Source organism: Mycobacterium sp. 1164985.4, assembly GCF_001668575.1.
Lineage (GTDB): Bacteria > Actinomycetota > Actinomycetes > Mycobacteriales > Mycobacteriaceae > Mycobacterium.
Window position 1 is genome coordinate 40,843 of record NZ_LZMD01000094.1, and the last position, 23,773, is coordinate 64,615.

Annotated in this window: 24 protein-coding genes; 15 read left to right on the forward strand and 9 right to left on the reverse strand. The window is 66.3% G+C overall.

Annotated elements, in window-relative coordinates; translation table 11 throughout:
- Positions 1–163 precede the first annotated feature (163 nt).
- The 7 genes from A5650_RS22200 to A5650_RS22230 are packed head-to-tail and all read left to right on the forward strand — an operon-like array spanning position 164 to position 8,583.
- On the forward strand, positions 164–1,021 hold the full coding sequence (locus A5650_RS22200; protein ID WP_067296862.1) for an MlaE family ABC transporter permease: 858 nt from the start codon (positions 164–166) through the stop codon (positions 1,019–1,021).
- Between the two features lie 7 nt (positions 1,022–1,028).
- Entirely contained in the window at positions 1,029–2,249 is a 1,221-nt protein-coding gene (locus A5650_RS22205; protein ID WP_082950891.1) for an MCE family protein, read from the forward strand.
- Complete coding sequence (locus A5650_RS22210; RefSeq protein ID WP_067296865.1) at positions 2,246–3,268, forward strand: MCE family protein; 1,023 nt, start codon at positions 2,246–2,248, stop codon at positions 3,266–3,268. Before A5650_RS22205 ends, A5650_RS22210 begins: the two co-directional genes overlap by 4 nt.
- Positions 3,268–4,350, forward strand: a complete 1,083-nt coding sequence (locus A5650_RS22215; RefSeq protein WP_067296939.1) for an MCE family protein — start codon at positions 3,268–3,270, stop codon at positions 4,348–4,350. The genes A5650_RS22210 and A5650_RS22215 overlap by 1 nt, the downstream gene beginning before the upstream one ends.
- The gene (locus tag A5650_RS22220; protein WP_067296868.1) at positions 4,347–5,795 is read left to right on the forward strand and encodes an MCE family protein; all 1,449 of its coding nucleotides are present in this window, start codon (positions 4,347–4,349) and stop codon (positions 5,793–5,795) included. The genes A5650_RS22215 and A5650_RS22220 overlap by 4 nt, the downstream gene beginning before the upstream one ends.
- Positions 5,795–7,036 (forward strand): MCE family protein, encoded by a 1,242-nt coding sequence (locus A5650_RS22225; RefSeq protein WP_502687090.1) that lies wholly within the window; start codon positions 5,795–5,797, stop codon positions 7,034–7,036. Before A5650_RS22220 ends, A5650_RS22225 begins: the two co-directional genes overlap by 1 nt.
- Positions 7,036–8,583, forward strand: coding sequence for an MCE family protein (locus tag A5650_RS22230; protein WP_067296874.1), 1,548 nt, complete (start codon positions 7,036–7,038; stop codon positions 8,581–8,583). The genes A5650_RS22225 and A5650_RS22230 overlap by 1 nt, the downstream gene beginning before the upstream one ends.
- A 5-nt stretch (positions 8,584–8,588) precedes the next feature.
- Here A5650_RS22230 and A5650_RS22235 read toward each other — a convergent pair whose 3' ends face one another.
- Entirely contained in the window at positions 8,589–9,101 is a 513-nt protein-coding gene (locus A5650_RS22235) for an Rv2253/PknI dimerization domain-containing protein (protein ID WP_067296945.1), read from the reverse strand.
- 181 nt (positions 9,102–9,282) lie between these two features.
- Between A5650_RS22235 and A5650_RS22240 the strand changes: the two genes are divergently transcribed.
- Complete coding sequence (locus A5650_RS22240) at positions 9,283–9,705, forward strand: hypothetical protein (RefSeq protein ID WP_067296878.1); 423 nt, start codon at positions 9,283–9,285, stop codon at positions 9,703–9,705.
- A gap of 57 nt (positions 9,706–9,762) precedes the next feature.
- Positions 9,763–10,629, forward strand: a complete 867-nt coding sequence (locus tag A5650_RS22245) for an EamA family transporter (RefSeq protein WP_067296882.1) — start codon at positions 9,763–9,765, stop codon at positions 10,627–10,629.
- Here the strand turns inward: A5650_RS22245 and A5650_RS22250 are convergent, their stop codons facing one another.
- From A5650_RS22250 to A5650_RS22265, 4 genes are all read right to left on the reverse strand, one after another.
- On the reverse strand, positions 10,630–11,475 hold the full coding sequence (locus A5650_RS22250) for an ABC transporter permease (protein WP_067296886.1): 846 nt from the start codon (positions 11,473–11,475) through the stop codon (positions 10,630–10,632). It abuts the gene before it with no gap.
- The gene (locus tag A5650_RS22255) at positions 11,472–12,347 is read right to left on the reverse strand and encodes an ABC transporter permease (RefSeq protein ID WP_067296890.1); all 876 of its coding nucleotides are present in this window, start codon (positions 12,345–12,347) and stop codon (positions 11,472–11,474) included. Before A5650_RS22255 ends, A5650_RS22250 begins: the two co-directional genes overlap by 4 nt.
- 3 nt (positions 12,348–12,350) lie before the next feature.
- Entirely contained in the window at positions 12,351–13,529 is a 1,179-nt protein-coding gene (locus A5650_RS22260; protein ID WP_067296894.1) for a polyamine ABC transporter substrate-binding protein, read from the reverse strand.
- 88 nt (positions 13,530–13,617) lie between these two features.
- On the reverse strand, positions 13,618–14,814 hold the full coding sequence (locus tag A5650_RS22265; protein ID WP_502687091.1) for an ABC transporter ATP-binding protein: 1,197 nt from the start codon (positions 14,812–14,814) through the stop codon (positions 13,618–13,620).
- Between the two features lie 285 nt (positions 14,815–15,099).
- Here A5650_RS22265 and A5650_RS22270 point away from each other — a divergent pair, with 285 nt between their 5' ends.
- A complete protein-coding gene (locus A5650_RS22270) occupies positions 15,100–15,528 on the forward strand; it encodes a type II toxin-antitoxin system Rv0910 family toxin (protein ID WP_067296950.1) in 429 nt (142 codons plus the stop codon).
- Positions 15,529–15,538: 10 nt separating this feature from the next.
- Here the strand turns inward: A5650_RS22270 and A5650_RS22275 are convergent, their stop codons facing one another.
- Positions 15,539–17,011, reverse strand: coding sequence for an MFS transporter (locus tag A5650_RS22275; RefSeq protein WP_067296897.1), 1,473 nt, complete (start codon positions 17,009–17,011; stop codon positions 15,539–15,541).
- Between the two features lie 91 nt (positions 17,012–17,102).
- A complete protein-coding gene (locus A5650_RS22280; protein ID WP_067296901.1) occupies positions 17,103–17,981 on the reverse strand; it encodes an alpha/beta fold hydrolase in 879 nt (292 codons plus the stop codon).
- A gap of 100 nt (positions 17,982–18,081) precedes the next feature.
- On the opposite strand from A5650_RS22280, the gene A5650_RS22285 reads away from it, so the two are divergent.
- Genes A5650_RS22285 through A5650_RS22305 form a run of 5 tightly spaced genes read left to right on the forward strand, consistent with a single transcriptional unit; the run spans position 18,082 to position 22,071 of the window.
- Complete coding sequence (locus tag A5650_RS22285) at positions 18,082–18,696, forward strand: class I SAM-dependent methyltransferase (protein WP_067296904.1); 615 nt, start codon at positions 18,082–18,084, stop codon at positions 18,694–18,696.
- A gap of 35 nt (positions 18,697–18,731) precedes the next feature.
- The gene (locus A5650_RS22290; protein WP_286150390.1) at positions 18,732–19,850 is read left to right on the forward strand and encodes a CapA family protein; all 1,119 of its coding nucleotides are present in this window, start codon (positions 18,732–18,734) and stop codon (positions 19,848–19,850) included.
- 47 nt (positions 19,851–19,897) lie between these two features.
- Complete coding sequence (locus A5650_RS22295; protein WP_067296908.1) at positions 19,898–20,473, forward strand: TetR/AcrR family transcriptional regulator; 576 nt, start codon at positions 19,898–19,900, stop codon at positions 20,471–20,473.
- Positions 20,474–20,510: 37 nt separating this feature from the next.
- Entirely contained in the window at positions 20,511–21,212 is a 702-nt protein-coding gene (locus A5650_RS22300) for an SDR family NAD(P)-dependent oxidoreductase (protein WP_067296913.1), read from the forward strand.
- Between the two features lie 37 nt (positions 21,213–21,249).
- A complete protein-coding gene (locus tag A5650_RS22305; RefSeq protein WP_067296917.1) occupies positions 21,250–22,071 on the forward strand; it encodes an acyl-CoA thioesterase domain-containing protein in 822 nt (273 codons plus the stop codon).
- An 18-nt stretch (positions 22,072–22,089) separates the two neighbouring features.
- Here A5650_RS22305 and A5650_RS22310 read toward each other — a convergent pair whose 3' ends face one another.
- Positions 22,090–22,491, reverse strand: coding sequence for a hypothetical protein (locus tag A5650_RS22310; protein WP_067296922.1), 402 nt, complete (start codon positions 22,489–22,491; stop codon positions 22,090–22,092).
- 710 nt (positions 22,492–23,201) lie between these two features.
- Positions 23,202–23,773, reverse strand: a 572-nt coding sequence (locus A5650_RS22315) for a methyltransferase (protein ID WP_286150391.1), incomplete at its 5' end; no start/stop codon positions are given.

Below are 23,773 nucleotides of genomic sequence, written 5' to 3' on the forward strand. Positions count from 1 at the left end.
TGCCGGTGTGCGTTTCACTGCGACGCTGCCGGTCGAGAGAGACGGGCCGTCGACGCGCCCGCGTGTAGTCAGGAGGCCCGATGTCGCCGGCGACCCCGCCAGGTGCTTCGCGATGACGGTCGCGAGCGGCCACATCCGGACGACGGGTTAGCGGGGTCGCCGAATGGGCACGGTTCAGGTTCTGCGTAGTACGTATCCGCGTTTGACGTCGGGGATGCGCCGTCCGGTGGACTTTTTGAGTCGTATCGGCGATCACATGCTGTTTTATCTGCGCGCGTTGGGTGGGGTGCCGCATGCGGCGGTGCACTTCCGCAAGGAGATCGTGCGGTTGATCGCCGAGATCTCGATGGGTGCGGGCACGTTGGCGATGATCGGCGGCACGGTCGCGATCGTGGGGTTTTTGACGTTGGCGGCCGGTGGCACGTTGGCGGTGCAGGGTTATTCGTCGTTGGGCGATATCGGTATCGAGGCGTTGACGGGGTTTTTGGCGGCGTTCATCAATGTGCGTATCGCGGCGCCGGTGGTGGCCGGGATCGGGTTGGCGGCCACGTTCGGGGCCGGGGTGACCGCGCAGTTGGGTGCGATGCGTATCAACGAGGAGATCGACGCACTGGAGTCGATGGCTATTCGGCCGGTGGAGTATCTGGTCTCGACGCGGATCGTGGCGGGGATGGTGGCGATCACGCCGTTGTATTCGATCGCCGTGATCTTGTCGTTTGTGGCGTCGCAGTTCACCACGGTGGTGTTGTTCGGTCAGTCCGGGGGGCTCTATGACCATTATTTCGATACGTTTTTGAATCCGATCGATTTGTTGTGGTCGTTTCTGCAGGCGGTGCTGATGGCGATCACGATCTTGTTGATTCACACCTATTTCGGTTACTTTGCCTCGGGCGGGCCGTCGGGTGTGGGGGTTGCTGTGGGCAACGCGGTGCGTACCTCGCTGGTGGTCGTCGTGTCGGTCACCTTGCTGGTCTCGCTGTCCATCTACGGTTCCAACGGCAACTTCAACCTGTCCGGATAGTGGCACGTTGACGACAAATCAGCAGACGCCCGCCCCCGCGGAGCCGCGTGAATACGCAAGACCGGCAGCGGGATTCGTTGCCGTCCTCGCGATCGTCGCGATCGTCGCCATCGCCGTCGCGCTCTTCCGGGGCGATTTCACGAAGACCGAACCGGTCACCGTGATCACCGACCGCGCCGGTCTGGTGATGAACCCCGACGCCAGGGTCAAGCTGCACGGCGCCCAAGTGGGCACTGTCGCCTCGGTCGAACCCCTGCCCGACGGCCGTGCCGCGATCCACCTCGCAATGGACCCCTCCGCGATGGAGCTGATCCCCGCCAACGTGCGTGTCGACATCGCGTCGTCGACGGTGTTCGGCGCGAAATCTGTTGCGCTGGTTCCGCCTGCGAATCCGTCACCGGAGGTGTTGCGCGCCGGCCAGGTGCTCGACGCCGATCACGTCACCGTCGAGATCAACACCATCTTCGAACAACTCGTGTCGGTCTTGAACCGCATCGAACCCGCCAAACTCAACGAGACGCTCGGGGCGCTGGCCTCGGGTCTGAGCGGACGCGGCGAGAAGTTCGGGCAGACGCTGTCCGATCTGGATGCAATGCTCGCGACGATCGATCCCAGCCTGGAGAATCTGAGTCACGACATCGCGGTCATGCCACAGGTTCTCGAGGCCTACGCCGACGCCAGCCCGAACTTGCTGGACATCGTCGACAACGCCACCAGTATCAGCGGCACGATCGTCGACAAGCAGCAGGACCTCGACACCCTGCTGCTCAGCACGATCGGGTTGGCCGACATCGGCGACGAAGTGCTCGCCGGCAACCGCAAGGCGATCACCGACGTCTTTCACCTTCTGGTGCCGACGACCGACCTGACCAACCAATACCACCCGGCGCTGAATTGCCTTCTGGCAGGTATGGCCCCGCTGGCCACCGCCGCACCCGCGCCGGTCCCCGGGGTGCTGCTGCTCGACTCGTTCGTGTTGGGCTCCGAACGCTACCGCTATCCGCAGAACCTGCCCAAGGTCGCGGCCAAGGGCGGGCCCCAGTGCGCGGGACTGCCCGACGTCGGATACGAAACCCGGGCACCTTACGTCGTCAGCGATATCGACGCGAGCCGTGCGCAGTACGGCAACCAGGGCATCCTGCTGAACTCCGATGCGCTCAAGCAGGCGCTGTTCGGCCCGATCGACGGTCCGCCCCGCAACTCCTCGCAGATCGGACAACCGGGATGAGCGGTGCCAAAACTGCGATCAAACTGGGCGTTTTCGGCGCGGTGATGCTGCTGTTGACCGCGGCGCTGTTCGCCATCTTCGGCCAGTACCGCACCGGGTCCGCGCACAACTACTCCGCCGTGTTCACCGACATCTCCGACCTCAAACCCGGTGATTCGGTGCGGGTTTCGGGTATCCGCGTCGGCACCGTCCACGACGTCTCCCTGCAACCGGACAACACCGTCGTGGTCACCTTCGACGCCGCCTCCGACATCGTGCTCACCACCGGAACCAAAGCCGCGGTGCGTTACCTCAACCTCGTCGGGGATCGCTACCTCGAACTCCTCGACGGGCCCGGCTCAACGAGGGTCGCCGGACCCGGCTCACGAATCCCCGCCGACCGTACCGAGCCTGCCCTCGATCTTGACCTCCTTCTCGGCGGGCTGAAGCCGGTGATCCGCGGCCTGAACCCCGACGACGTCAATGCGTTGACCCGCTCCCTGATTCAGGTCCTGCAGGGGCAGGGTGGGAACCTCGAATCGCTGTTCGCCAAGACCGCGTCCTTCACCAACTCGATCGCCGACAACGGCGAGACCGTTCGGAACCTGATCGACAACCTCAACGCCGTGCTGACGGTCATCGCCAAGGACGGGAACAAGTTCTCCGGCGCGGTGGACCGCCTCGAGAAATTGATCACGGGCCTGGCCGCCGACCGTGACCCGATCGGGGAGGCGATCACCGCACTGGACAGCGGGACCGCGTCGCTCGCGGATCTGATGACCCAGGCGCGGCCACCACTTGCCGGCAGCGTCGACCAGCTCAACCGCGTCGCTCCGCTGCTCGAGAAGGACATACCGCTTCTCGACATCTCCCTGCAGAAGGCGCCGCAGAACTACAAGAAGCTCGTGCGTCTGGGCGCGTACGGCAGCTTCCTGAACCAATACCTGTGCGGAATATCGGTCAGGGTCACCGACCTTCAGGGGCGCACCGCGCACTTCCCATGGATCCTGCAGAACAACGGAAGATGCGGGGAGCCCTGATGCTGAAATATCGTGCCCCAGAGCTGATTCGAGCCGGATTCATCGGCGTTGTTCTCATCGTCCTGATCATCGCTGTGGGGCTGCAACCCGAGCGGCTGTGGTCATGGGCGACCGCCGTCAGGTATCAGGCACTGTTCACCGAGGCCGGCGGTCTGGCGCCGGGCAACGACGTGAAGGTCTCCGGTATGACGGTCGGCTCGGTGTCCGAGGTATCCCTGGACAAGGGCAAGGCCCTCGTGACGTTCACCGTCGACGGAAAGGTCCGCCTCGGATCGCAGACCACGGCGCACATCCGCACCGGCACCCTGCTGGGGGAGCGCACGCTGGCCCTGGAACCGGCGGGTGATGACCGGGTGAAGCCGCTGTACGTCATCCCGGTGTCGAGGACCTCGTCGCCGTACTCACTGACCGAGGCGGTCAGCGAATTCACCGCGAACACGGCCGACACCGACACCGCATCGATCAACCAGGCCCTCGACACCCTGTCGGACACGATCGACCGGATCGCGCCCCAACTCGGACCGACCTTCGACGGCTTGAGCCGGCTGTCGCGCTCACTGAACGGACGCGATGAGTCGCTGGGCCGGCTGCTCAAGAGTGCCGCCGACGTCACCGGTGTGCTGTCCGAGCGCAGCGAGCAGCTGAACACCTTGATCCTCAACGCCAACGACCTGATGGGTGTTCTCGAGACCCGCCGGCAAGCCATCGTCAGCCTGCTCGCCAACACCTCGGTGGTCGCCCGGCAGTTGACCGGCCTGGTGCACGACAACGAGCAGGAACTGGCGCCGACGCTGCAGAAGCTCAACGCGGTCTACGAGATGCTCGAGCGTAACCGCGACAACATCGCCAAGGCGCTGTCCGGGCTGGCGAAATATCAAGTCACTCAGGGCGAGGCGGTCAACAACGGGTTCTATTACAACGCGTTCGTCGGCAACCTGCTTCCTGCGCAGTCGCTGCAACCGTTCCTCGACTATGCGCTGGGCTATCGCCGCGGCGTGAACGCCGGACAGCCGCCGGACAACGCGGGGCCCCGCGCCGAATTCCCCTTCCCGTACAACGGTATTCCGGGAGGGTCGCGATGATCGGCCGCAAAACGCTGTCGACCGTGCTGATGGTGGTCCTGGTGGGCCTGCTCGTCGGAGGAACCGCGATGGTCATCCGCCAGGCGTTCTTCAGCCCCCGAACCATCACCGCGTACTTCACCTCCGCCACCGCGATCTACCCCGGCGACGAGGTGCGCGTCGCGGGAGTGCGGGTCGGCACGATCAAAGCGATCGAGCCCGACGGAGCCCTGGCCCGCATGCGGCTGTCTGTCGACCGGGACGTGCCGATCCCCGCCGACGCCAAGGCGGTCATCGTCGCGCAGAACCTGGTGTCCGCCCGTTACGTCCAGCTCGCCCCCGCCTACGAGACCAGCGGCCCGACACTTCCCGACAACGCCGTCATCGGCGTCGACCGGACCGCGGTGCCTGTCGAGTGGGACGAGGTCAAGGAGCAACTGACGCGGCTGGCGACGGAACTCGGCCCCAGCGGCGACATCTCGACGACATCGGTCAGCCGCTTCATCGACAGCGCGGCCAACGCCATGAACGGCAACGGCGACAAACTCCGCGAGACCATCACACAGCTGGCACAGGTCGGCCGAATCCTCGCCGACGGCAGCGGCGACATCGTCGACGTCATCGTCAACCTCCAGACCTTCGTCAACGCACTGCGCGACAGCAACGCCCAGATCGTGCAGTTCCAGGACCGCCTCGCCACGGTGAGCAGCGTGATCGATTCGAGCAGGTCCGATCTCGACGCCGCACTCACGTATCTCGCCGAAGCCGTCGGCGAGGTGCAGCGGTTCATCGCGGGCAGCAGGGATCAGACCGCCGAACAGATCCAGCGCCTCGGCGCCGTCACACAGAACCTCGCCGACAATCGGCTGACCCTCGAGAACGTGCTTCACGTCGCGCCCAACGCTATCGGCAACGGATACAACATCTACAACCCCGACACCGGCACCATGATCGGCGGCTTCGCATTGGCGAACTTCGCCAACCCGGTGCAGCTGGTGTGCTCGTCGATCGCCGCGGTGAAGAACGCCACGGCGCCCGAGGCGTCGAAGGCGTGCGCCGAATACCTCGGTCCGGCACTGCGATTGCTGAACTTCAACTATCTGCCGATGCCGTTCAACGCCTATCTGCAGAAGTCGCCGAGCCCGGGCAACCTGATCTATTCGGATCCCGCGCTGGCGCCCGGGGGAGCCGGCGGGGCTCCGCAACCTCCGGAGGCCCCACCGGCGGTGTCGGCGTACACCGGCGCCGCTGACGTGCCGCCGCCTGCGGGGTGGGCCACCGCGCCCGGTCCGCCCGGTGCCTACGCCCCGAACGGACTGCCGGCCGCACCGCAACCCGCTCTGTATCCGGGCGCGCCGATCCCGCCGGGCCCACCGACGACGGTCTCGCAGCCGACGACGCTCGAGGGCATGCTGCTGCCTGCCGAGGCGCCGGCACCGCCCGCGACCCCGATGGGGCCGTCATGATGAGGGCCCGCTCGATCCGTAGCCTCGTCGTCATGGCGTGCTGCGTCGCCCTCGCGGTGACCGGGTGCACGTTCGAAGGCGTGAACTCGCTGCCGCTGCCGGGCACGGTGGGCCGGGGTGAGGGTGCCGTGTATCACGTCCAGGTCGCGAATGTCGGTTCGCTGGAACCCAATTCACCGGTCCTCCTCGGTGACGTGGTCGTCGGCAGCATCGGCAGGATGAAGGTGACGAACTGGCACGCCGACATCGAGGTGTCGGTGCGGCCCGACGTCGTGATACCCGCGAACGCGGTGGCGACCGTGGGACAGACCAGCCTGCTCGGCTCGATGCACCTGGCGCTCGACCCGCCCCTGGGGCAGGCACCCAGCGGCGCGCTGGAACCCGGGTCGACCATCGGACTCGACAGGTCGTCGACGTACCCGTCCACCGAACAGACGCTGTCGTCGCTGTCGGTCGTGGTCAACGGCGGCGGCCTTGGACAGATGGGTGACATCGTCCGTGAGTTCAACGCCGCACTGAACGGACGCGAAGACCAGATCAGGGACCTGCTGGTCCGTCTGGACGATTTCATCGGGATGCTCGACACCCAACGCGACGACATCAACGCCTCCATCGCCGCGATGGACCGGATGTCGAGCACGTTCGCCGCCGAACGGGACGTCATCACGGCTGGGCTGCACCGCATTCCGCCCGCTCTCGATGTGCTGATCAAGGAACGGCCGCGCATCACCGAGGCGCTCGCGCGCCTAGGACGATTCAGCGACACGGCCACCGGACTGATCAACGACACGAAAGACGACATCGTGCGCAACCTCGCCAACCTCAAACCGACGTTGCGCGCGCTCGCCGACGTCGGCCCGAACCTGGGCACCGTCCTGGCCTACGCGCCGACGTTCCCCTACACACAGAGCTTCATCGACCGTGCGATCCGCGGCGACTACATGAACCAATTCATCATCTTCGACTTCACCATTCCGCGGCTCAAGCGGGGGTTGTTCCTCGGCACCCGCTGGGGGCAGGAGGGCGCGCCGATGGTGCCCGCGCCAGGCGATCCCTGGTACCTGACCTACACCCTGGACCCGTTGAACGCGCCGATCACACCGGCGCCAACCGAGGTCGTCGAGCCACCACCGCTCGTCGAAAGCGCCGACGGCTCGGATGATTCGGCCGCGGTCGTCGTCGACCACGGATCGGGCCTCGCGGCGGACGGCGCGGCTGTCGCCGGGGGAGGCGGCAACTGATGTTGACGCGCTTCGTCCGCAATCAGCTCATCATCTTCACCATCGCCTCGGTGATCGGCATCGCCTTGATGGTGTTCGGCTACATGCAGGTGCCGACGCTACTGGGCATCGGCCGCATCACGGTGCAGCTCGAACTGCCCGGCACCGGTGGCCTTTACCGGTTCTCGAACGTGACCTATCGCGGTGTCCAGATGGGCAAGGTCCTCGACGTGCGCGCCACCCGCGAGGGGGCCGTCGCGACGCTGTCGCTGAACACCTCACCGAAGGTTCCGGCCGACACTCGTGCCGCCGTGCGCAGCGTGTCCGCCGTCGGGGAACAGTACGTCGACCTGGTGCCCGACGACACGAATGGACCGTCCCTGCAGGACGGCTCGGTGATCCCCCGGGAGAAGACCTCGGTACCGCAAGCCGTCGGCCCGATGCTCGATCAGGTCAGCGCCCTGATCGACAGCATTCCGAAGGACAAGATCAGCGGTCTGCTCGACGAGTCGTTCAAGGCATTCGACGGGGCCGGATACGACTTCGGCTCACTGATCGACTCCTCGGCGAAGATCGTCGGTGACGGCAACGCGATCGCCGACAAGACACGGGCGTTGATCGACGACAGCCGTCCGCTGCTGGACGGCCAGGCGCAATCGGCCGACGCCATCCGCAGCTGGGCGCGCAGCGTGGCGGGTATCACCGGTCAACTCCAGGCCGATGACGCGCAGATGCGCACGATTCTCGAGGTCGGTCCCGGCGCGGCCGACGAGGCCTCGCGGTTGTTCAACGACGTCAAGGCGACCCTCCCCGTGCTGTTGGCCAACCTGACGTCGGTCGGCGAGGTCGGCGTGACGTATCACGCCGCGCTGGAACAACTTCTGGTGCTGTTTCCGCCGTATGTGGCGGCCACGCAGACCGTCGGCGTTGCGCGCAACAACCCCACCGGCATGGCGATGGGGGATTTCACGCTGGTGATCAGCGACCCGCCCGCGTGCACGGTCGGGTTCCTACCGCCGAACCAGTGGCGCTCACCCGAGGACGAGACGATCGTCGACACGCCCGACGGCCTGTACTGCAAACTGCCGCAGGATTCGCCCATCGGGGTGCGCGGGGCGCGTAACTATCCGTGCCTGGCGCGGCCGGGCAAGCGCGCGCCGACCGCCGAAATGTGCCAGAGCGACAAGCCGTTCGAGCCGCTGGCGATGCGCCAGCATCCGCTGGGCGCGTACCCGATCGATCCGAACCTGATCGCCCAGGGCTTCGCACCTGACGACCGCGTCGACTTCGAAGAGCGGATCTACGGTCCGGTGCAAGGCACGCCGATGCCGCCCGCCCAACCAGGCGAAGCTGCGCCACCGTCACCGCCACCGCCGCCGCCCGGCGGTGCAGCTCCCGCCACGGCCCCGAGTTCCTCGAGCTCGGGTGGCCCGTCCGTCGCCTTCGCCCCCTACGATCCGCAGACGGGTCAGTACGCGACGCCGGACGGACAGGTGTTCCGGCAAGCCGACCTGGCGGCGCCTGCGGGTCCGAAGTCGTGGCAGGACCTACTCGTCCCGAATGGGTAAGCGGGTCAGGCGTCGTTTTTGACGAGCTTGAACGGCATGTTGATGAAGACCGGCTTGCTGACGCCGCACGCGCCGCTCGGGCCGGTGGTCTGGTCTTCGCCCGCCAGCGTCGTCGATGCGGGGTCGGTCAGGCTGCCGTCCTCATTGACGGGGACGAACCGGAACACCTGAAGACCGGGGGCCGCCGTGCCATCGGGACACGGAATCCAGTCCTCCACCGTGTGCTTGACGTACCAGACGCCACCCGTCTTGTAGATCGGGGCGGTCCAACCGAAGTCGCTGACGACCGTGCCGGTGCATTCGGTCGGATAGCTGCACGTCGTAGTGATCGTCCAGGTGCTGCGCAGGCTGGCCTCGTCGCGGAACCTGTCGTTGGTCTTGGCGAATTCGCCGTTCGAGGTGGCGGTGTAGCGGCCGTTGAGGCCCCACTCGTTGTCGGTGGCCTCGGCTTCGCTGGCCAAGCCGATGCCCGTCACGGCAGCAGCGACGACACCCACCGCGACACCGGTCATCCGCATCGCCGTCTCCTTCACCGATCGTGACGAATGATCAACCTAGGCCGGTTCCGGCGCGCAGGACGATCCGCGTCCGCTCAGTGGAACAGGTGATCCCGCTGAGCGGCACCACCGCCGTCGGTCGTCGTCGACATGACGTATCAAGGACACCGTGCCTGTCCGACGCCGTTCCGTCGCCTCCGCATTGATCGGTGTGACGCTGGCCATCGCGGCGTTGTTCGCCCCGGGGCCCGCCCACGCCGAGACCGTCTACGGCAACTTCCATCTCGTGATCGACGGGCGCTACGACTTCCACACGTGGCTGTGGGCCATCTCGCGCTGCCCCGGCGACTGCGTGCACATCCAGGCGACCCCGCAGCCCATCGCGAAAGCGTTTGCCTACCGCGGTGATGCATACCTCGCCGATGGCCGGTACACGCTGACCGTCGACGTTCCGGACGGGCTGCGGTGCGGCAACGTCTACTACGGTCCGGTGATCCCGACCCGGGATGTCTATTCGTGGGATGCGGCGACTCGGTCGGGCACCCTCGAATCGTCGTTCGCGACCGGCTGCGACGGAGCTCCGGGCGGGACCTTCACCTACCCGTTCAGCCTCGCTCGCCTTTAGCCTGCAGCCACGAAAATCCCGTGGACGGATCCGGTCGGCATCCCGTTCAATGCACTAATGACGGGCCACGCACGCATCGGTGCCCTGATGGCGGTCGCGTCGATGCTGTGTGTGCAGACCGGCGCGGCGATCGCCGTCACGCTGATCGACCGCATCGGCGCCGAAGGTGCGGCGTGGCTGCGCCTGGCCTGGGCGGGTGTGCTCATGCTCCTGATCGTCCGGCCGCGCCCAAAAGCCTTCACCCGGGCGAGCTTTCGGATGTGTGTGGTGCTCGGCGTGGTGACCGCGGGCATCACCTTGCTCTTCATGGCCGCACTGGCCCGCATCCCGTTGGGCACCGCCAGCGCGATCGAATTCCTCGGCCCGTTGGGTGTGGCGGTGATGCACGGTACGGGGCGCGGTCGCGTGCTCTGGCCGGGCTTCGCCGCCGTTGGGGTCATCCTGCTCACTCAGCCGTGGGCGGGGCACGTCGACGGTGTCGGCGTGCTGTTCGCGCTGGCCTCCGCGGTCTGCTGGGCCGGCTACATCCTGCTGACCCAGCGGGTGGGGGACGAGGTGTCGGGCATGAACGGGCTCGCCGTGTCGATGCCGGTTGCGGGCATCGTGGCCACGCTGGCCGTCGGGCACCTCGTGTTGCCGCGGCTCTCGGTCGACATCCTGCTGATCGGGATCGGCCTGGCGATCCTGTTGCCCGTCGTGCCGTTCGCGTTGGAGTTGCTGGCGTTGCGACGGCTCACCACCGCGGCGTTCGGCACGCTGATGGCGCTCGAACCGGGCTTCGCGATGATCGTCGGCCTCGTCATCCTGCGTCAGGTCCCCGAGGCGCTCGGCGTGCTCGGCATGTGCTTCGTCGTGGCCGCCGGAATGGGTGCCGCCCGCAGCGGCGCGCGCCAGCCCGCGGTGCCCGCCGAGGTCGGTGTGTAGCTAGACGTCGATCCGCTTGCGCCGGTAGAGCGTTCCGAGGGCCAGCAGGATGAGGCTGATCACCAGGATCGCCGTCGCGAGGACGTTGATCTGCGGCGGCACCGCGGCTTTGACCGCGGCGTTGACATACAGCGGATACGTCACCGTCGAACCGCTGACGAAGTAGGTGATGATGAAGTCGTCGAGCGACAACGCGAACGACAGCATGCCCGCCGCGACGATCCCCGGAACGATCAACGGAAGCGTCACCCGGAAGAACGTGCGTGTGGGGCTGGCGCCCAGATCCATCGACGCATCCTCGAGCGTCCAGTCGAAACCGCGCACCCGGGCGCGCACGGTCATCGCGATGAAGCTGACCTCGAACGCGATGTGCGCCAACACGATCGTCGTATAGCCAGTGGCCCAGCCCAGGTCGAGGAACAACACCAGCAGCGCGGCGCCCATGACCACCTCGGGTGCCGTCAGCGGCAGAACCAAGAACGTGTCGACCGCGCGCTGTCCCCGCCACCGTTGGCGCACAAGGGCTATGGCCACCAGTGTGCCCAGCACCAGCGCGATGGCGGTGGAGACCGCCGCGACGTTGATGCTCAGCTTCAGGGCCTCGGTCAGCGCCGGGTACTTGAACGGATCGGCCCAGTTTTCCAGGGTGAAGCCCTGCCAGCTGTAGTTGAACTTGCCCTTCGGATCGTTGAACGAGAACAACACGATCACGAAGATGGGCAGGAACAGATACAGCAGCACCAGGCCCGCGACGATACGTAGCAGCCAATCGCCCCACTTCGGCGAACCCTTCACCCGACCGGCCGGGGCCGGACTGGTCGCGGCTTCCATCGCCTGCACGGTCATACGAGTTCCTCCGTGCCCAATGCCCGCGTGTAGAGCAGGACGCCGACCAGGATGATGCCCACCAGCACCATGCTCAGCACCGCTGCGGCGGGATAGTCCTTGACGACCAGGAACTGCTGCTGGATCACGTTGCCGATCATCGCGGTCTGCGTGCTGCCAAGGTATTCGGCGTTGATGAAGTCGCCCGCCGCCGGGATGAAGACCAGCAGGCTTCCGGCCAGCAGGCCCGGAAGTGACAGCGGCAGGATGACTTTGGTGAAGCTGCGGGTGTTCGACGAGTAGAGGTCCTTGCTCGCCTCGATCAACCGCGGGTCGATCTTCTCCAGGCTGACGTACAGCGGCAGGATCATGAAGATGATCCAGTTGTAGGTGAGTCCGCCGATGACGGCCCAGCTGGTCGACAGCAACCGCCCGTCGGCGGGCAGCAGCCCGATGGCGTCCAGCGCGTCGACCACCCAACCGTTGTCGGCGAGAATGGTCTTCCACGCGATGGTGCGGATCAGGAACGTCACGAAGAACGGCAGGATCACCAAGCCCAGGATCAGATTCTTGAACCGGCCTGCCTTGAAAGCGATCACGTACGCCAACGGGAACGAGAGAAGGATGCTCAGCACCGTCGCTGTGGTGGCGTAGCCGAACGACCGCAGTATCTGTTCGTGATACTTGCTGAACGCCTCGCCGTAGTTCGCGAAGTCCCACGAAAACGTCAGCGTGGGAAGGAAAATCGACCCGCTGGTCGTCGACAGTGACATCCGCGCCAGGGAGACGAACGGAACGACGAAGAACACCGCGAGGTACACCATCGCTGGCAGGATCATCAGATACGGGGCGATCCTGCTGCGTTGCCGGCCGCTACTGGCGACGCCTGCCATTCATCAACCGCCGGTGATTTCGGCGTACATCGAGGCGTACTCCTGCTTCTGCTCGTCCTTGAGCGGAGCCCACGCCTTGACGCGGTCGAGGGTGGACTGCGGAGGATTGATCAGCTCGTTCTTGGCCAGGTTGGGGTCGATCTGGTCGAGCTCGGCGGTCATGTCCGAGAGCACCGGCACGAATTGTGTGAACGCGATGAGCTTGGCGTAGTTGGCCCGGTCGTAGACGTAATCGATCCACGCCTCGGCGGCCTTCTGGTTCTGCGTCGTGTACGGGATCACCATGGTGTCGAGGAAGTCGGTGCCACCGGACTCCGGGACCACGAACTGCAGGTCCGGGTTGTCGGCCTGCAGCTGCACGACGTCGCCCGAATAGGCCTGCGCGATCACGACATTGCCCGCCGCCAGGTCGTCGGCGTAGTCGTTTCCGGTGAACCGGCGGATCTGTCCCTTGTCGTTCTGCTCGCGGACCAGATTGACCGCCTTGCGGACCGTTTCGGTGTTGGGCGAGGCCGGGTCGCCGCCCTGCGACTGCATGATCATGCCCAAGCCGTCCTGGAAGTCGGAGAGCAAGCTGACGCGACCCTTGAACGCCGGATCCCACAGGTCGTCGATCTTGGTGATGTCGCGACCGGTGGCCGCGCGGTTGAACGCGAGGCCGACCATGCCGGTCATGTACGGGGCGCTCCACTTGCGGCCCGGGTCCATCTGCGCGTCGAGCAGATCTGGGCGCAGGTTCTTCTTGTTCGGGATGCCGTTCTCGCTGAAGTCGTTGACCCAGTTGAGCGATCGGATCTGGGACGCCATGAACGCGGTGGGCACCACGAGGTCGGTGCCGATGTCCTGCTTGCGCGATAACGGTTCCTTGACCTTGGCGAACCATTCCTCGTTGTCGTTGAAGTCTTCCTTGTAGTCGACGGTGATACCCGACGCCTGCTGGAACGCGGCGATGAACCCGTCGGCCATGTACAGCGGCCAGTTCGAGATCCGCAGGGTCCCGCTCGCGGGTCCGCCCTCCTGCGTGGTGGTCCCGGATGTGCCGCTGTCCGAACCGCAGGCCGCGAGGAACGACGGGCCGAGAACCATTGCGGCGGCCGCGGCGGCGCCTCCGCCGATGAAGCGGCGGCGCGACGTGCGGTTGGTGGCAAAACGGGCCAGGCGGGGGTCCATCTCGTAGGGCATGGCGACTGTGCCTTTCGTCGGAGGGAGGGGAGGGGCCGACAGCTTTCGAGGGCGCCGCTCGGGGCGGTGTCGGTGCGCCACGTGACGATCAGGAATCGTCGAGCATCTCCTCGAGATCCTCGGCGGTCGGGATGTCGGCGGCCGGCAGCACGAGCGAGGCGTCCGGCGTCCAGCAGACATGAACATCGTCGCCGGGCCGCAGCATCGGCAGATCCTCCTCGGGTCCGATGTGGGCGACGATCGTCGAATCGTCCGGCGCGGCCAGCGACAACCGCACCACCGGACCCTGGAAGGTCAGGTCGGTGACCGTCGCACGCACACCGGCGACGTCACCGGTAGGGGCGTCCATGCACACGCGGATCCGTTCCGGGCGCACCATCAGCGTCGCGTGACCGCCGGGTTCGATCGTGGTCTCGCCCGGACGCGCCTTGAGCGTCGAGCCCAGCACCTCGATCTCGACGTAATCGCTGTTTGCCCGGCCGGTCTGGCGACCCGCCCACAGGTTGGCCTGCCCGATGAAGCTCGCGACGAACACGGTGGCGGGCCGGTCGTAGATCTCGGTGGGCGTGCCGATCTGGTCGACGTTGCCGGCGTTCATGACCGCGATGCGATCACTCATCGTCAGCGCTTCTTCCTGGTCGTGGGTTACGTAGATGAACGTGATCCCCACCTCGCGCTGGATGCGCTTGAGCTCGAACTGCATCACCTGGCGCAGCTTGAGGTCGAGGGCGCCGAGCGGTTCGTCGAGCAACAGCGCGCTGGGGTAGTTCACCAGTGCGCGGGCCAGCGCGACGCGTTGTTGCTGCCCTCCGGACAGCTGGCCCGGGCGCCGGTCGGCGAAGTCGGTCAGCCGGACGATCTCGAGGAGTTCGTCGACCCGCTTGCGGATCTCACCCTTGGCCAGCTTCTTGCTGCGTGGACCGTAGGCCACGTTGTCCCACACCGACATGTGCGGGAACAGGGCGTAGTGCTGGAACACCGTGTTGACGTTGCGTTTGTGCGGCGGAACCTTCGAAACGTCGACGCCCTCGAGCCGGATCGCGCCGTCGGTCGGGGTTTCGAACCCCGCGATCATGCGCAGGGTCGTGGTCTTACCGCAGCCGGACGGACCCAGCATCGAGAAGAATTCACCCGAGGCGATCGAGAAGTCCGCCTCGGCGACGGCGACATAGTCACCGAAGCGTTTCGTGACGTGGTCGATCTCGATGACCGGGGCCCCGCTCGGGCGGGTCGCCTCGTGGTGTCCCGAAGATTGGTCGACGGCGGTGGTGTGTGAGCCGGTCAGTGCGGATCCTCCTACAGGCTGCCCCCCAGCTGTGGGTAAACAATCGCGGATCACGCGGTCCCTCGCAAGCGATTCCGCACGGAATTTACATATTCACAATGGAATCCTTTGTCTGGTGTGATCGCGGGCACCAAATTCGCTGCGTTCGAACCGTCGGAATCCGGTCGGCTGCCGCAGCCGGCGCCGACGCTCGAGGGGTTCTCCCGCTCAGTTTCGCAGCCGGAGCAGGCCCGATCGGGTGAAACGCCGTTTACCTGCCCGGCTTCGCCGGGTAAGGCACTAGGCATGGCAGCAGTGGACGTTTCGGTGTCGTCGGATCTCAGCCCCCACAAGGCGTGGGAGTTGGCGTCGGACCTGAGCAGGTTCGACGAGTGGCTGACGATCTTCGGCGGGTGGCGCAGCGAGGTGCCCGACAACATCGAGGTCGGCACCTGCGTGTCGTCGCTGATCAAGGTCAAGGGATTCCGCAACACCATCCACTGGCAGGTCAAGCGCTACGACGAGCCGAAGGTCGTGGAGATGGTCGGCAGGGGCAGGCCGGGTATCCGCATCGGGTTGACGCTGTGCGTCCGCGACGACCAACCGGGGTCGACGTTCCAGGTGGTCGCCGATCTGTCCGGCGGCCTGCTGAACACGCGGGTCGGCAACCTGGTGGCCAAGGTGATCGAATCCGACGTGCGCAAGTCGGTGTCCAACCTCGCCTCGCTGCGCTGACCGAGCGTTCTTAGCCCCACTCGTGGTTCATGGCACGCGTTTCGTAGCGTGCCTCCGTGGAATCTGCTGACCGCGACGACGGACGCGACACGGCGATCAACACCAGCGCGAGCGTCGAGGTGATCGCGCCGCCGAGGAAGATCGCGAGGAAGCTGCTCTCCATCGGCACCCCCGCTCCCGGCACCGACCGGCTGAGCAGCATGGCGACCACGGCTGCCGCGATCGAACTGCCGATCGTGCGCGCGATCGCGTTCATGCTCGTGGCCACGCCCGTCTCGCCGGCGTCGACCTCGCTGACGACGAGCGCCGGCAGGGCGCCGTAACCGAGACTGATGTAGGCGTTGGCGAGGATGCTCGCGACGATGATCTGCCAGGTGTACGAGTGCACCAACGCGATGAACAGGAATCCGGCGATACCGGCGAGCGCCGCGACCACGAGCACCGGCCGTGCGCCGAACCGGTCGATGAACCGCCCGCTGATCAGCGCGACGACAAAGCCCGTGAACGCACCCGGCAGCAGATACACCACGCTCGCTTCCAGCACCGTCGCGCCGAAGCCGTAACCGGCTGCCTCACGCGGGATTTGGACGAAGAGCGTCAACCCGAGGAACGCGAAGTACAGGCCCATGCCGACGAAGATGGTCGCGATGTTGGTGAGCAGGATCGGCCGGCGGGTGAGCATCGCCGTCGACACCAACGGTCGACGGGTGTTGCGCTCCCACCACCACCAGCCGGCCAGCACCGCCACACCGCCGACGATGCAGCCGAGGGTCGCAGGCGATACCCATCCCCACGTTTGGCCTTGCGTGATCGCGAGCAGGAGGGCCGATAACCCCACCGCCAACCCGGTCGCGCCGAGCCAGTCGATCGATCCGGCGACGTCGTGCGGTCGTCGAGGCACCACGAACAGCACGATGGCGATCACGCCGACGGTGAACGCCGTCGTCAGCCAGAAGACGCGGTGATAGCCGGCGTCCCCGTTCATCAACAGCCCCACCACGACGAGTCCGGTCCCGCCGCCGAAACCCAGCGTCCCGGACAGCACGGCCATCGCCGACATCAGACGCTCCTCGGACAGTTCCTCGCGCAGGATCGCGATGCTGATGGGGTAGAGCGCGTAGGAGGCGGCCTGGAGCACGCGGGCGATGATCAGCAATTGCAGCGACGACGTGAGGGCCGCTATCAACGATCCGGCCAGCACTACGACGAGCACGCCGAGCAGCACCCGGTGCTTGCTGTGGAGGTCCGCGAGGCGGCCGAGCAGCGGCGTGGCCGCGACTGCGGCGAGCAGGTTGGCGGTGACCGCCCAACTCACGCCGACGATCGAGGCGTGGAGTTGGTTGGCGATGATGCCGAGCACCGGCACGACGGCGGTCTGCAGGACGGCGACGGTGAGGACGACGACGGACAACCCGGCGATGAGCAGGCCAGGGGAGCGCTCGCGACCGATCACGGGCGACTGCGACGCGCTGGTCTCGACCACAGCCACTCCGATCCTTAGACAACCTCCGTTTCGTCGATTATGTCCGTCCGCCTGTCGCTGACCGCACCAGGTGGTGCGAACCGTCGAGCCGCTAGGGATCGGGATGGGTGACCGGTTGCTCGGCCGGTCGACCGGTCGTGTTGATGAAGTCGTCGATCAGGTCCACGACGTCGGATGGTCGCTCGACATGGGCGAAGTGCCCGACGCCCTCGAGCACTTCGAGCCGGCATTCCGGGCGCGCCTCGAGCGCCGCGTATGCGTGGGCGACCGGGATGATGCGGTCCTCGTCGCCCCAGATCGCCATGACCGGCAGCTCGGTGGTCACGTGCAGGCGGTTCAGCGCGCTGACCGCCTGGCCGCGATAGTCGACGACCGACCGCAGCGTGCGCAGGAAGGCCTGGCGGGTCTGGCGGTCCGCCAACGACGAATAGGCACTCCACATTTCGGCCCCGCGGGGCGACTGGATGCCGGCCGAGCGGAACCAACCGCGCAGCTTGTTGCCGACCTTGAGAACGGGCGGCGGGGCGATGGCGGGCAGGATGAACTCGGCTCCGGGTGCCGACAAGAGTCGAAGTGTCAGCCCGACGTCGGGCCCGAGGCCGCCGCTGCTGATCAGGACGAGGCGCTGGCAGTAGTCGGGATGTTGATACACGAACTGCATGGCGACACCCCCGCCGAGCGACTGGCCGACGATCGTGGCGCGAGACACTCCCAACTCATCGAGGAGATCGCGCAGCCACACCGCGAATGCGCCCAGCGAGTAGTCGCCGCGCGGCTTGTCCGACTTGCCGTGGCCCAACAGGTCGGGAGCGATCACCCGGTACCGCCGCGAAAGCTGCGGGATGACAGCCCGCCAGGTCTCGGAGCTGCCCGCCATCCCGTGGATCAGCAGGAGCACGTCCTGACCACCGCCGACGTCTCGGTAGGCCACGCGGTCGCCGTGCAGTTCCAGGTACTTCAACTCGGTCATGAGTGGGTCCCTCCCGGATGGTCCTCCCGGACTACCCACAAACGCCGGCCGCTATCTGGCACTTGACTGTGAGCCGATGCGGCGCGGCAAGCTCGTATGCATGGGATCACCGAACGAGTTACCGGTCAACCATCACGCCGACCATCCCGGATTTTCCGGCGCGATGGGCGTGTGCGTCGGGCTGGCCCTGCTGCTGATGGGCCGCGCGAGCGCACGCCTGGCGGCAGATCTGGTGGCGGTGACGGGCGAGGACAAGGTCGTCGACATCGGGTGCGGCCCGGGCGGGGCCGTCCGGGAGGCAGCGCGCCGTGGTGCGTCGGTGACGGGTGTGGATCCCGCGCCGGTGATGCTTCGGCTCGCCCGCGCGTTCACCCGCCGCGGTGACATCGCGTGGACGACGGGGACGGCCGAGCAGGTGCCGCTGCCGGATGGGTCGGCGACGGTGCTGTGGTCATTGGCGACCGTGCATCACTGGCAGGACGTCGACAAGGGAATCGCCGAAGCGCACCGATTGCTCGCCCCGGGCGCGCGCCTGCTCGCGATGGAACGTCAGACGACTCCCGATGCGGCGGGGCTGGCCAGTCACGGCTGGACGCGCCGGCAAGCCGAGTCGTTCGCCGCGCTGTGCCGCTCGGCGGGTTTCACTGACGTGACGGTCAGCGGCCACAAGGCGGGACGGCGTGAGGTGTGGGCGGTGCAGGCGGTGCGTCCGTAGAATCCGGGCGGTGCGCGTCGAGGGACACTGGAGAGGTGTCAGCGAACGCGGGTCGCGGCGCCGTCGTTTTCCTCACCGGCGACGTGATGACAGGTCGCGGCGTCGATCAGATACTTCCGCATCCCGGTGATCCCGAATTGCGGGAATCGGTGATATCGGATGCGCGCACGTACGTCAAGCTTGCCGAGCGGGCCGGCGGTCGTATTCCAGCGCCGGTCGATTCCGACTGGCCGTGGGGCGAAGCCCTCGCGGTGCTCGACGAACTGAAACCCGACGTTCGGCTGATCAATCTCGAGACAAGCGTCACGACATGCCGCGAGTTCGCTGCCGGTAAAGCGGTGCACTACCGGATGCATCCGGACAATGTGGGGTGCCTGAACGCGGTCGGCCCGGACGTGTGCGCCTTGGCGAACAACCATGTCCTCGACTTCGGCCGTCGCGGTCTCATCGAGACTCTGCGCGTACTTTCGGCGGCGGGGATACGTTGTGCGGGAGCGGGTTTGGAAGGGGGCGACACTCACCGGCCGGTAAGGGTGCCTCTGCCGGGTGGAGGACATGCGGTGATCGCGTCTGTGGGTTCGCCGTCGAGCGGCATCCCACGCTCGTGGGCCGCCGCGTCCGGTCGGCCGGGTGTCGCGCTGATCGACGATCTCTCAAATGCCACCGCCACGACGATCGCGGGCCGCCTGGTCGCCGACAAGCGGTCGGGCGACGTCGCGATCCTGTCGGTGCACTGGGGGTCGAATTGGGGATATGACGTCGGGGCCGGGCAGATCCGCTTCGCGCACCGGCTGATCGACGAAGGTGTCGATGTGGTGCACGGGCACTCATCGCACCACCCGCGTCCCATCGAGGTGTACCGCGGCAAGCTGATCCTCTACGGCTGCGGGGACACGGTCGACGACTACGAGGGCATCGCCGGATACGAGGCGTTTCGCCACGAGCTGCGCCTGTTGTACTTCGCATCGATCGAGCGCATCGGTGGCTGCCTGACCGAACTCAAGATGGTGCCGATGAGGATGCGGCGGATGCGGATGGAGAAGGCGACTGCCGAGGATGCCGGGTGGCTGCGAGCATCGGCGGAGAAGATGAGCGAGGCGTTCGGCACCCGCGTCGAGATGGCTGCCGACGGTGCACTGACCCTGCACGGATAGCTTTACGATCGGCTAGTAAGCTCCTTGCCGATCGTAAAGGAGCCAGGATGGCGGTGGTCGACGTCGAGCCGAGCGGCACTCGGCAGCGTCTCATCGACGTCGCCGTCGCGCTCTTCACCCGGCACAGTTACGCCGGCACGTCACTGCAGATGATCGCCGACGAACTCGGGTTCACGAAAGCCGCGATCTATCACCACTTCCGGACCCGCGAGCAGTTGCTGGCCGCGGTGCTGGAACCGATGTTCGCGCAGTTGCGCGTCATCGTGGATGCCGCCGAGGCGCAGCGCACGCCCCGCGCGAGGGCCGAACACATGCTCAGCGGTTACGCCGACCTCGCGGTGCGCAACCGCGGACTGGTGGCCGTGCTGGCGGTGGATCCCAGCGTCGCCACCGCTCTGCAGCAGGATCGCGACTGGCGCGATTTGATCACGCGGCAACTGCGCCTGCTGGCCGATGTCGAGGCGGGACCGGCGGGCGAGATTCGCGCGGCCATGGTCTTCGCGGGCATGGCCGGTGCGGTGGGACCGGCGTGGGTGAAGTTCGACGATCGCGCGCTTGCGGAAAATCTCAAAGATGCGGGCAGACGGACCTTGGGGTTGCGTGCGCCACGTCGACCGACCTAACAACCTCTGCGACAGGGATTTACGAAAGGACAAGCGAATGAAGACAGCTGTCGTCACCGGTGGCGGCTCGGGGATCGGCCGCGCGATCGTGGACCGTCTGCGCGCCGACGGTTACCACGTCGCCATCATCGACCTGGCGCCCAATGACGACGAGTCCGCCTTCACCGCCGACGTCACCGATCGCGGGCAGGTCGATTCCGCGTTCTCGGCCGTCCGCGGCCAGTTGGGGCCAGTGTCGATTCTGGTCAATGCCGCAGGGCTGGACGGGTTCTCGCGGTTCGGTGACATCACGTTCGAGAAGTGGCAACGCGTCATTGACGTCAACCTCAACGGCGTGTTCCACTGCGTCCAGGCGGTGCTGCCCGACATGGTGGAGGCCGGCTGGGGTCGGATCGTGAACATCTCGTCGTCGAGTACGCACTCCGGCGCGCCCTACATGGCGCATTATGTGGCGGCGAAATCGGCGGTGAACGGGCTGACAAAGACGTTGGCGCTCGAATACGGGCCCGCCGGCATCACGGTGAACGCGGTGCCACCCGGTTTCATCGACACGCCGATGTTGCGTGCGGCCGAGGGGCGAGGGTACCTCGGTGATATTCAGGCGACGATCGACGCAACCCCCGTGCGCCGCATGGGTAAACCCGAGGACATCGCGGCGACGTGCGCGTTCCTCGTTTCAGAGGAGGCCGGTTACATCACGGGCCAGATCATCGGTGTCAACGGCGGTCGCAACACCTAGCTGAGGCGGGCTGGAAGCGCTGTGCGAGGATCCGCAGATGAGCACTGATGCCGCGTATTTCACGCCGACTGCTGACGGCGCGTACATGCCGTCAAGATTTGCCCAGAGCCACTGGGGTGATGATCACCTCAATGGGCCGGCCATCGTCGGGTTGGCGGCACAGGCGCTCGAGAAGGATTGCGGTTCGCCCGAGTTCATGCCGACGCGGATCACCGTGGACCTGTTCCGGGCGGCGCGAAACCTGCCGACCACGGTCGGAGTACGGGTGATTCGGGACGGCCGCCGGGTGCGTAATGCGGAATGCGAAGTGCTGCAGGACGGCCGGGCGGTCGCGCGTGCGACGCTGGTGCAATATCGGCGATCGTCGGCGCCTCCCGGCGAGGAGTGGATCGCTCCGGTGAACCTGCCGAAGTTTCCCACTCCGGACGATGATCTGGTGCCGTTCATCGGCAGCGACGACGGCGGTTGGACGCGTTCGCCGGAGGCCCACCAGAACACGTCTCGCAAACGCTTCTTCCACGCGTGCGCCAATATCGTTCCCGGCGAACCGGTCACACCGTTCGTCAGGGCGGTGACGATCGGCGAGTCGACCAGCCTGGTGACCAACCTGGGTACCGATGGAATCGGATACATCAACGGTGACCTGACAGTGGCGTTGTCGCGCTTGCCGTTCGACGACTGGATCCTCGTTCAGGGTGACTCGCATTGGGTCGCCGACGGGATCTCCGTCGGTACGGCGACGCTGTTCGACCGGCGGGGCGCGTTCGGGTCCGGGATGGTGACCGCGGTGGCGAACCCGGCGGCGCAGATCGACTTTCGGGGTCGACCGTTCCCGCGGGGTGAGGTCAACTACGAATGATCACGTGACGATTCGGAGTCAGGGCTTCCTGCGGGTCCGCCCGCCGGGAGGTTTCTTGTCTGACTGCTGGCTGGAGGTCCGCGATGCGAAGCGGCCCACGGTCGCGACGCCTGGAATTCTGCCTACCGCGGTGTAGACGTCGTTGCCGGTGGCAATCAGCGCCTCGAGTTGCGGCAGGATGGCGTCCATCGTCCGGATCATCGGATCGGCGAGTGCAAGATAGCGTTCGGCGCGGTCGATGGCCGCGTTGAGGCGCTCGGTCGCAGCGGCCAAGTTCTCGATCAGGTCGGGCACTTGGGCCATCATCTTCACCGACGCCGGCGGGATGCGCATGGCTTCGGTGGCGGCCGCCTGGGCGGTCTCGGCAGCGGCCTGCGCGGCTTCTCTGATCTCTTTCGGAGAGGGAACCTTGGGGCTCATGTGACAACGATCCCGCACGGCGACCGGGTTGTCCGGTATTTGCCACGAACCATTCGCGTGGCGGACAGGGCACAAAACGTCACGTGACGAAAAGTGCAGGGTCCCGCGCCGGAGGTGGGGAGCGGCGGCACCGTCGGCTCAGGCGGATTGCGGTCGGCTTTTCATCGCATACCGATCCATGAGAAGTGCGCGCGGTCGATGCGCCTGACGGTAGTCAGCTTCGCTGCCAGATTGCGCGTCATAGACTCGAAACACACTCTGGGCGAGGATCTTTGGAGGGTAAGCGACATGGCTCCAAAACGTCACTGTGACGAAATGTGGGCGGTCGGGCCCGGGGAAGCCGGGGACGCTCGACGGGGGCGCCGTGGACGGGCGTCGTCGCCATGGGCGCGGGCCGGCCTACGTTGCTTGGACTCGCGGTTGTCGCGCGCGCGGCACCGATGTCGTCAGGGGCCGTGTAGTTAACGGGTTGATCGCACGCACCACGTGAGGGCAATCAACCGTTTAGGCGTCGATTCGCCGCGTCACTTCGCGCGGACTCCATGTCGGGGTGTACCGCCGAGGTAAAGAGCTGGTAACGGTGCGTGTTAATGGGGTGCGAGTAGGTCTAACAAATGCCTGCGGACGAAGTCGGAGATCAGCCGTCTGCTAGGTGTGGGGGTCCGTGCCAGGGCTACGTGCGTGGCGTGCGTAGTGACGCACCGGCTTTCCTACGGGGCGATGCCCTCGACCAGCATCGTCAGACCGCTGTGACAGACGCGTCCGGGTGTGAGCCCGGCGTCGCGCATCAGATCGTGTACTTGCTGCGGCGAGCGTTCGCGGCCGCCCTCGCAGCAGGCCAGCATGAGGATGTCGCTTACCGGGGTCGAAGCGTTCGGCCTGCCCGCTTCGTGGTGCCAATCGATCGTGACCAGCTTCGAACCGGACGGCATGGTGGAGCGAACTCGCTTGAGGATGTCGCGGCAGGCGTCGTCGCCCCAGTCGTGCAGAATCCACTTCATCGTGTAGACGTCCGCGCGGGCATTCAGCTCGCCGAAGAGGTCGCCGGGGCGCCGCTCGATTCGATCTGCCAGCCCTCGTTCGCGCAGGTATCCCGCCGCCTGCTCGATGACGTCGGGGGAGTCGAGGAGGATGCCGCGAGCATTGGTCCGGTGGTCGAGGATCGCCGCGAGCAGGTGTCCGATCCCGCCTGCGACATCGCAGATGACTCCCCCGCGCGGCCATGGATACGCCCGCACGAAGCCAGCGAGATCGATCTCGGTCATCTGTCGCATCGCGTCGG

What these genes read in the sequence shown, in the direction of transcription:
- A5650_RS22200 (WP_067296862.1), top strand. Translation starts at nt 164, where the DNA reads ATGGGCACGGTTCAGGTTCTGCGTAGTACGTATCCGCGTTTGACGTCG.
- A5650_RS22210 (WP_067296865.1), top strand. Translation starts at nt 2,246, where the DNA reads ATGAGCGGTGCCAAAACTGCGATCAAACTGGGCGTTTTCGGCGCGGTG.
- A5650_RS22215 (WP_067296939.1), top strand. Translation starts at nt 3,268, where the DNA reads ATGCTGAAATATCGTGCCCCAGAGCTGATTCGAGCCGGATTCATCGGC.
- A5650_RS22220 (WP_067296868.1), top strand. Translation starts at nt 4,347, where the DNA reads ATGATCGGCCGCAAAACGCTGTCGACCGTGCTGATGGTGGTCCTGGTG.
- A5650_RS22225 (WP_502687090.1), top strand. Translation starts at nt 5,795, where the DNA reads ATGAGGGCCCGCTCGATCCGTAGCCTCGTCGTCATGGCGTGCTGCGTC.
- A5650_RS22230 (WP_067296874.1), top strand. Translation starts at nt 7,036, where the DNA reads ATGTTGACGCGCTTCGTCCGCAATCAGCTCATCATCTTCACCATCGCC.
- A5650_RS22235 (WP_067296945.1), bottom strand. Translation starts at nt 9,101, where the DNA reads ATGCGGATGACCGGTGTCGCGGTGGGTGTCGTCGCTGCTGCCGTGACG.
- A5650_RS22245 (WP_067296882.1), top strand. Translation starts at nt 9,763, where the DNA reads ATGACGGGCCACGCACGCATCGGTGCCCTGATGGCGGTCGCGTCGATG.
- A5650_RS22250 (WP_067296886.1), bottom strand. Translation starts at nt 11,475, where the DNA reads ATGACCGTGCAGGCGATGGAAGCCGCGACCAGTCCGGCCCCGGCCGGT.
- A5650_RS22255 (WP_067296890.1), bottom strand. Translation starts at nt 12,347, where the DNA reads ATGGCAGGCGTCGCCAGTAGCGGCCGGCAACGCAGCAGGATCGCCCCG.
- A5650_RS22260 (WP_067296894.1), bottom strand. Translation starts at nt 13,529, where the DNA reads ATGCCCTACGAGATGGACCCCCGCCTGGCCCGTTTTGCCACCAACCGC.
- A5650_RS22270 (WP_067296950.1), top strand. Translation starts at nt 15,100, where the DNA reads ATGGCAGCAGTGGACGTTTCGGTGTCGTCGGATCTCAGCCCCCACAAG.
- A5650_RS22280 (WP_067296901.1), bottom strand. Translation starts at nt 17,981, where the DNA reads ATGACCGAGTTGAAGTACCTGGAACTGCACGGCGACCGCGTGGCCTAC.
- A5650_RS22285 (WP_067296904.1), top strand. Translation starts at nt 18,082, where the DNA reads ATGGGATCACCGAACGAGTTACCGGTCAACCATCACGCCGACCATCCC.
- A5650_RS22295 (WP_067296908.1), top strand. Translation starts at nt 19,898, where the DNA reads ATGGCGGTGGTCGACGTCGAGCCGAGCGGCACTCGGCAGCGTCTCATC.
- A5650_RS22300 (WP_067296913.1), top strand. Translation starts at nt 20,511, where the DNA reads ATGAAGACAGCTGTCGTCACCGGTGGCGGCTCGGGGATCGGCCGCGCG.
- A5650_RS22305 (WP_067296917.1), top strand. Translation starts at nt 21,250, where the DNA reads ATGAGCACTGATGCCGCGTATTTCACGCCGACTGCTGACGGCGCGTAC.
- A5650_RS22310 (WP_067296922.1), bottom strand. Translation starts at nt 22,491, where the DNA reads ATGAGCCCCAAGGTTCCCTCTCCGAAAGAGATCAGAGAAGCCGCGCAG.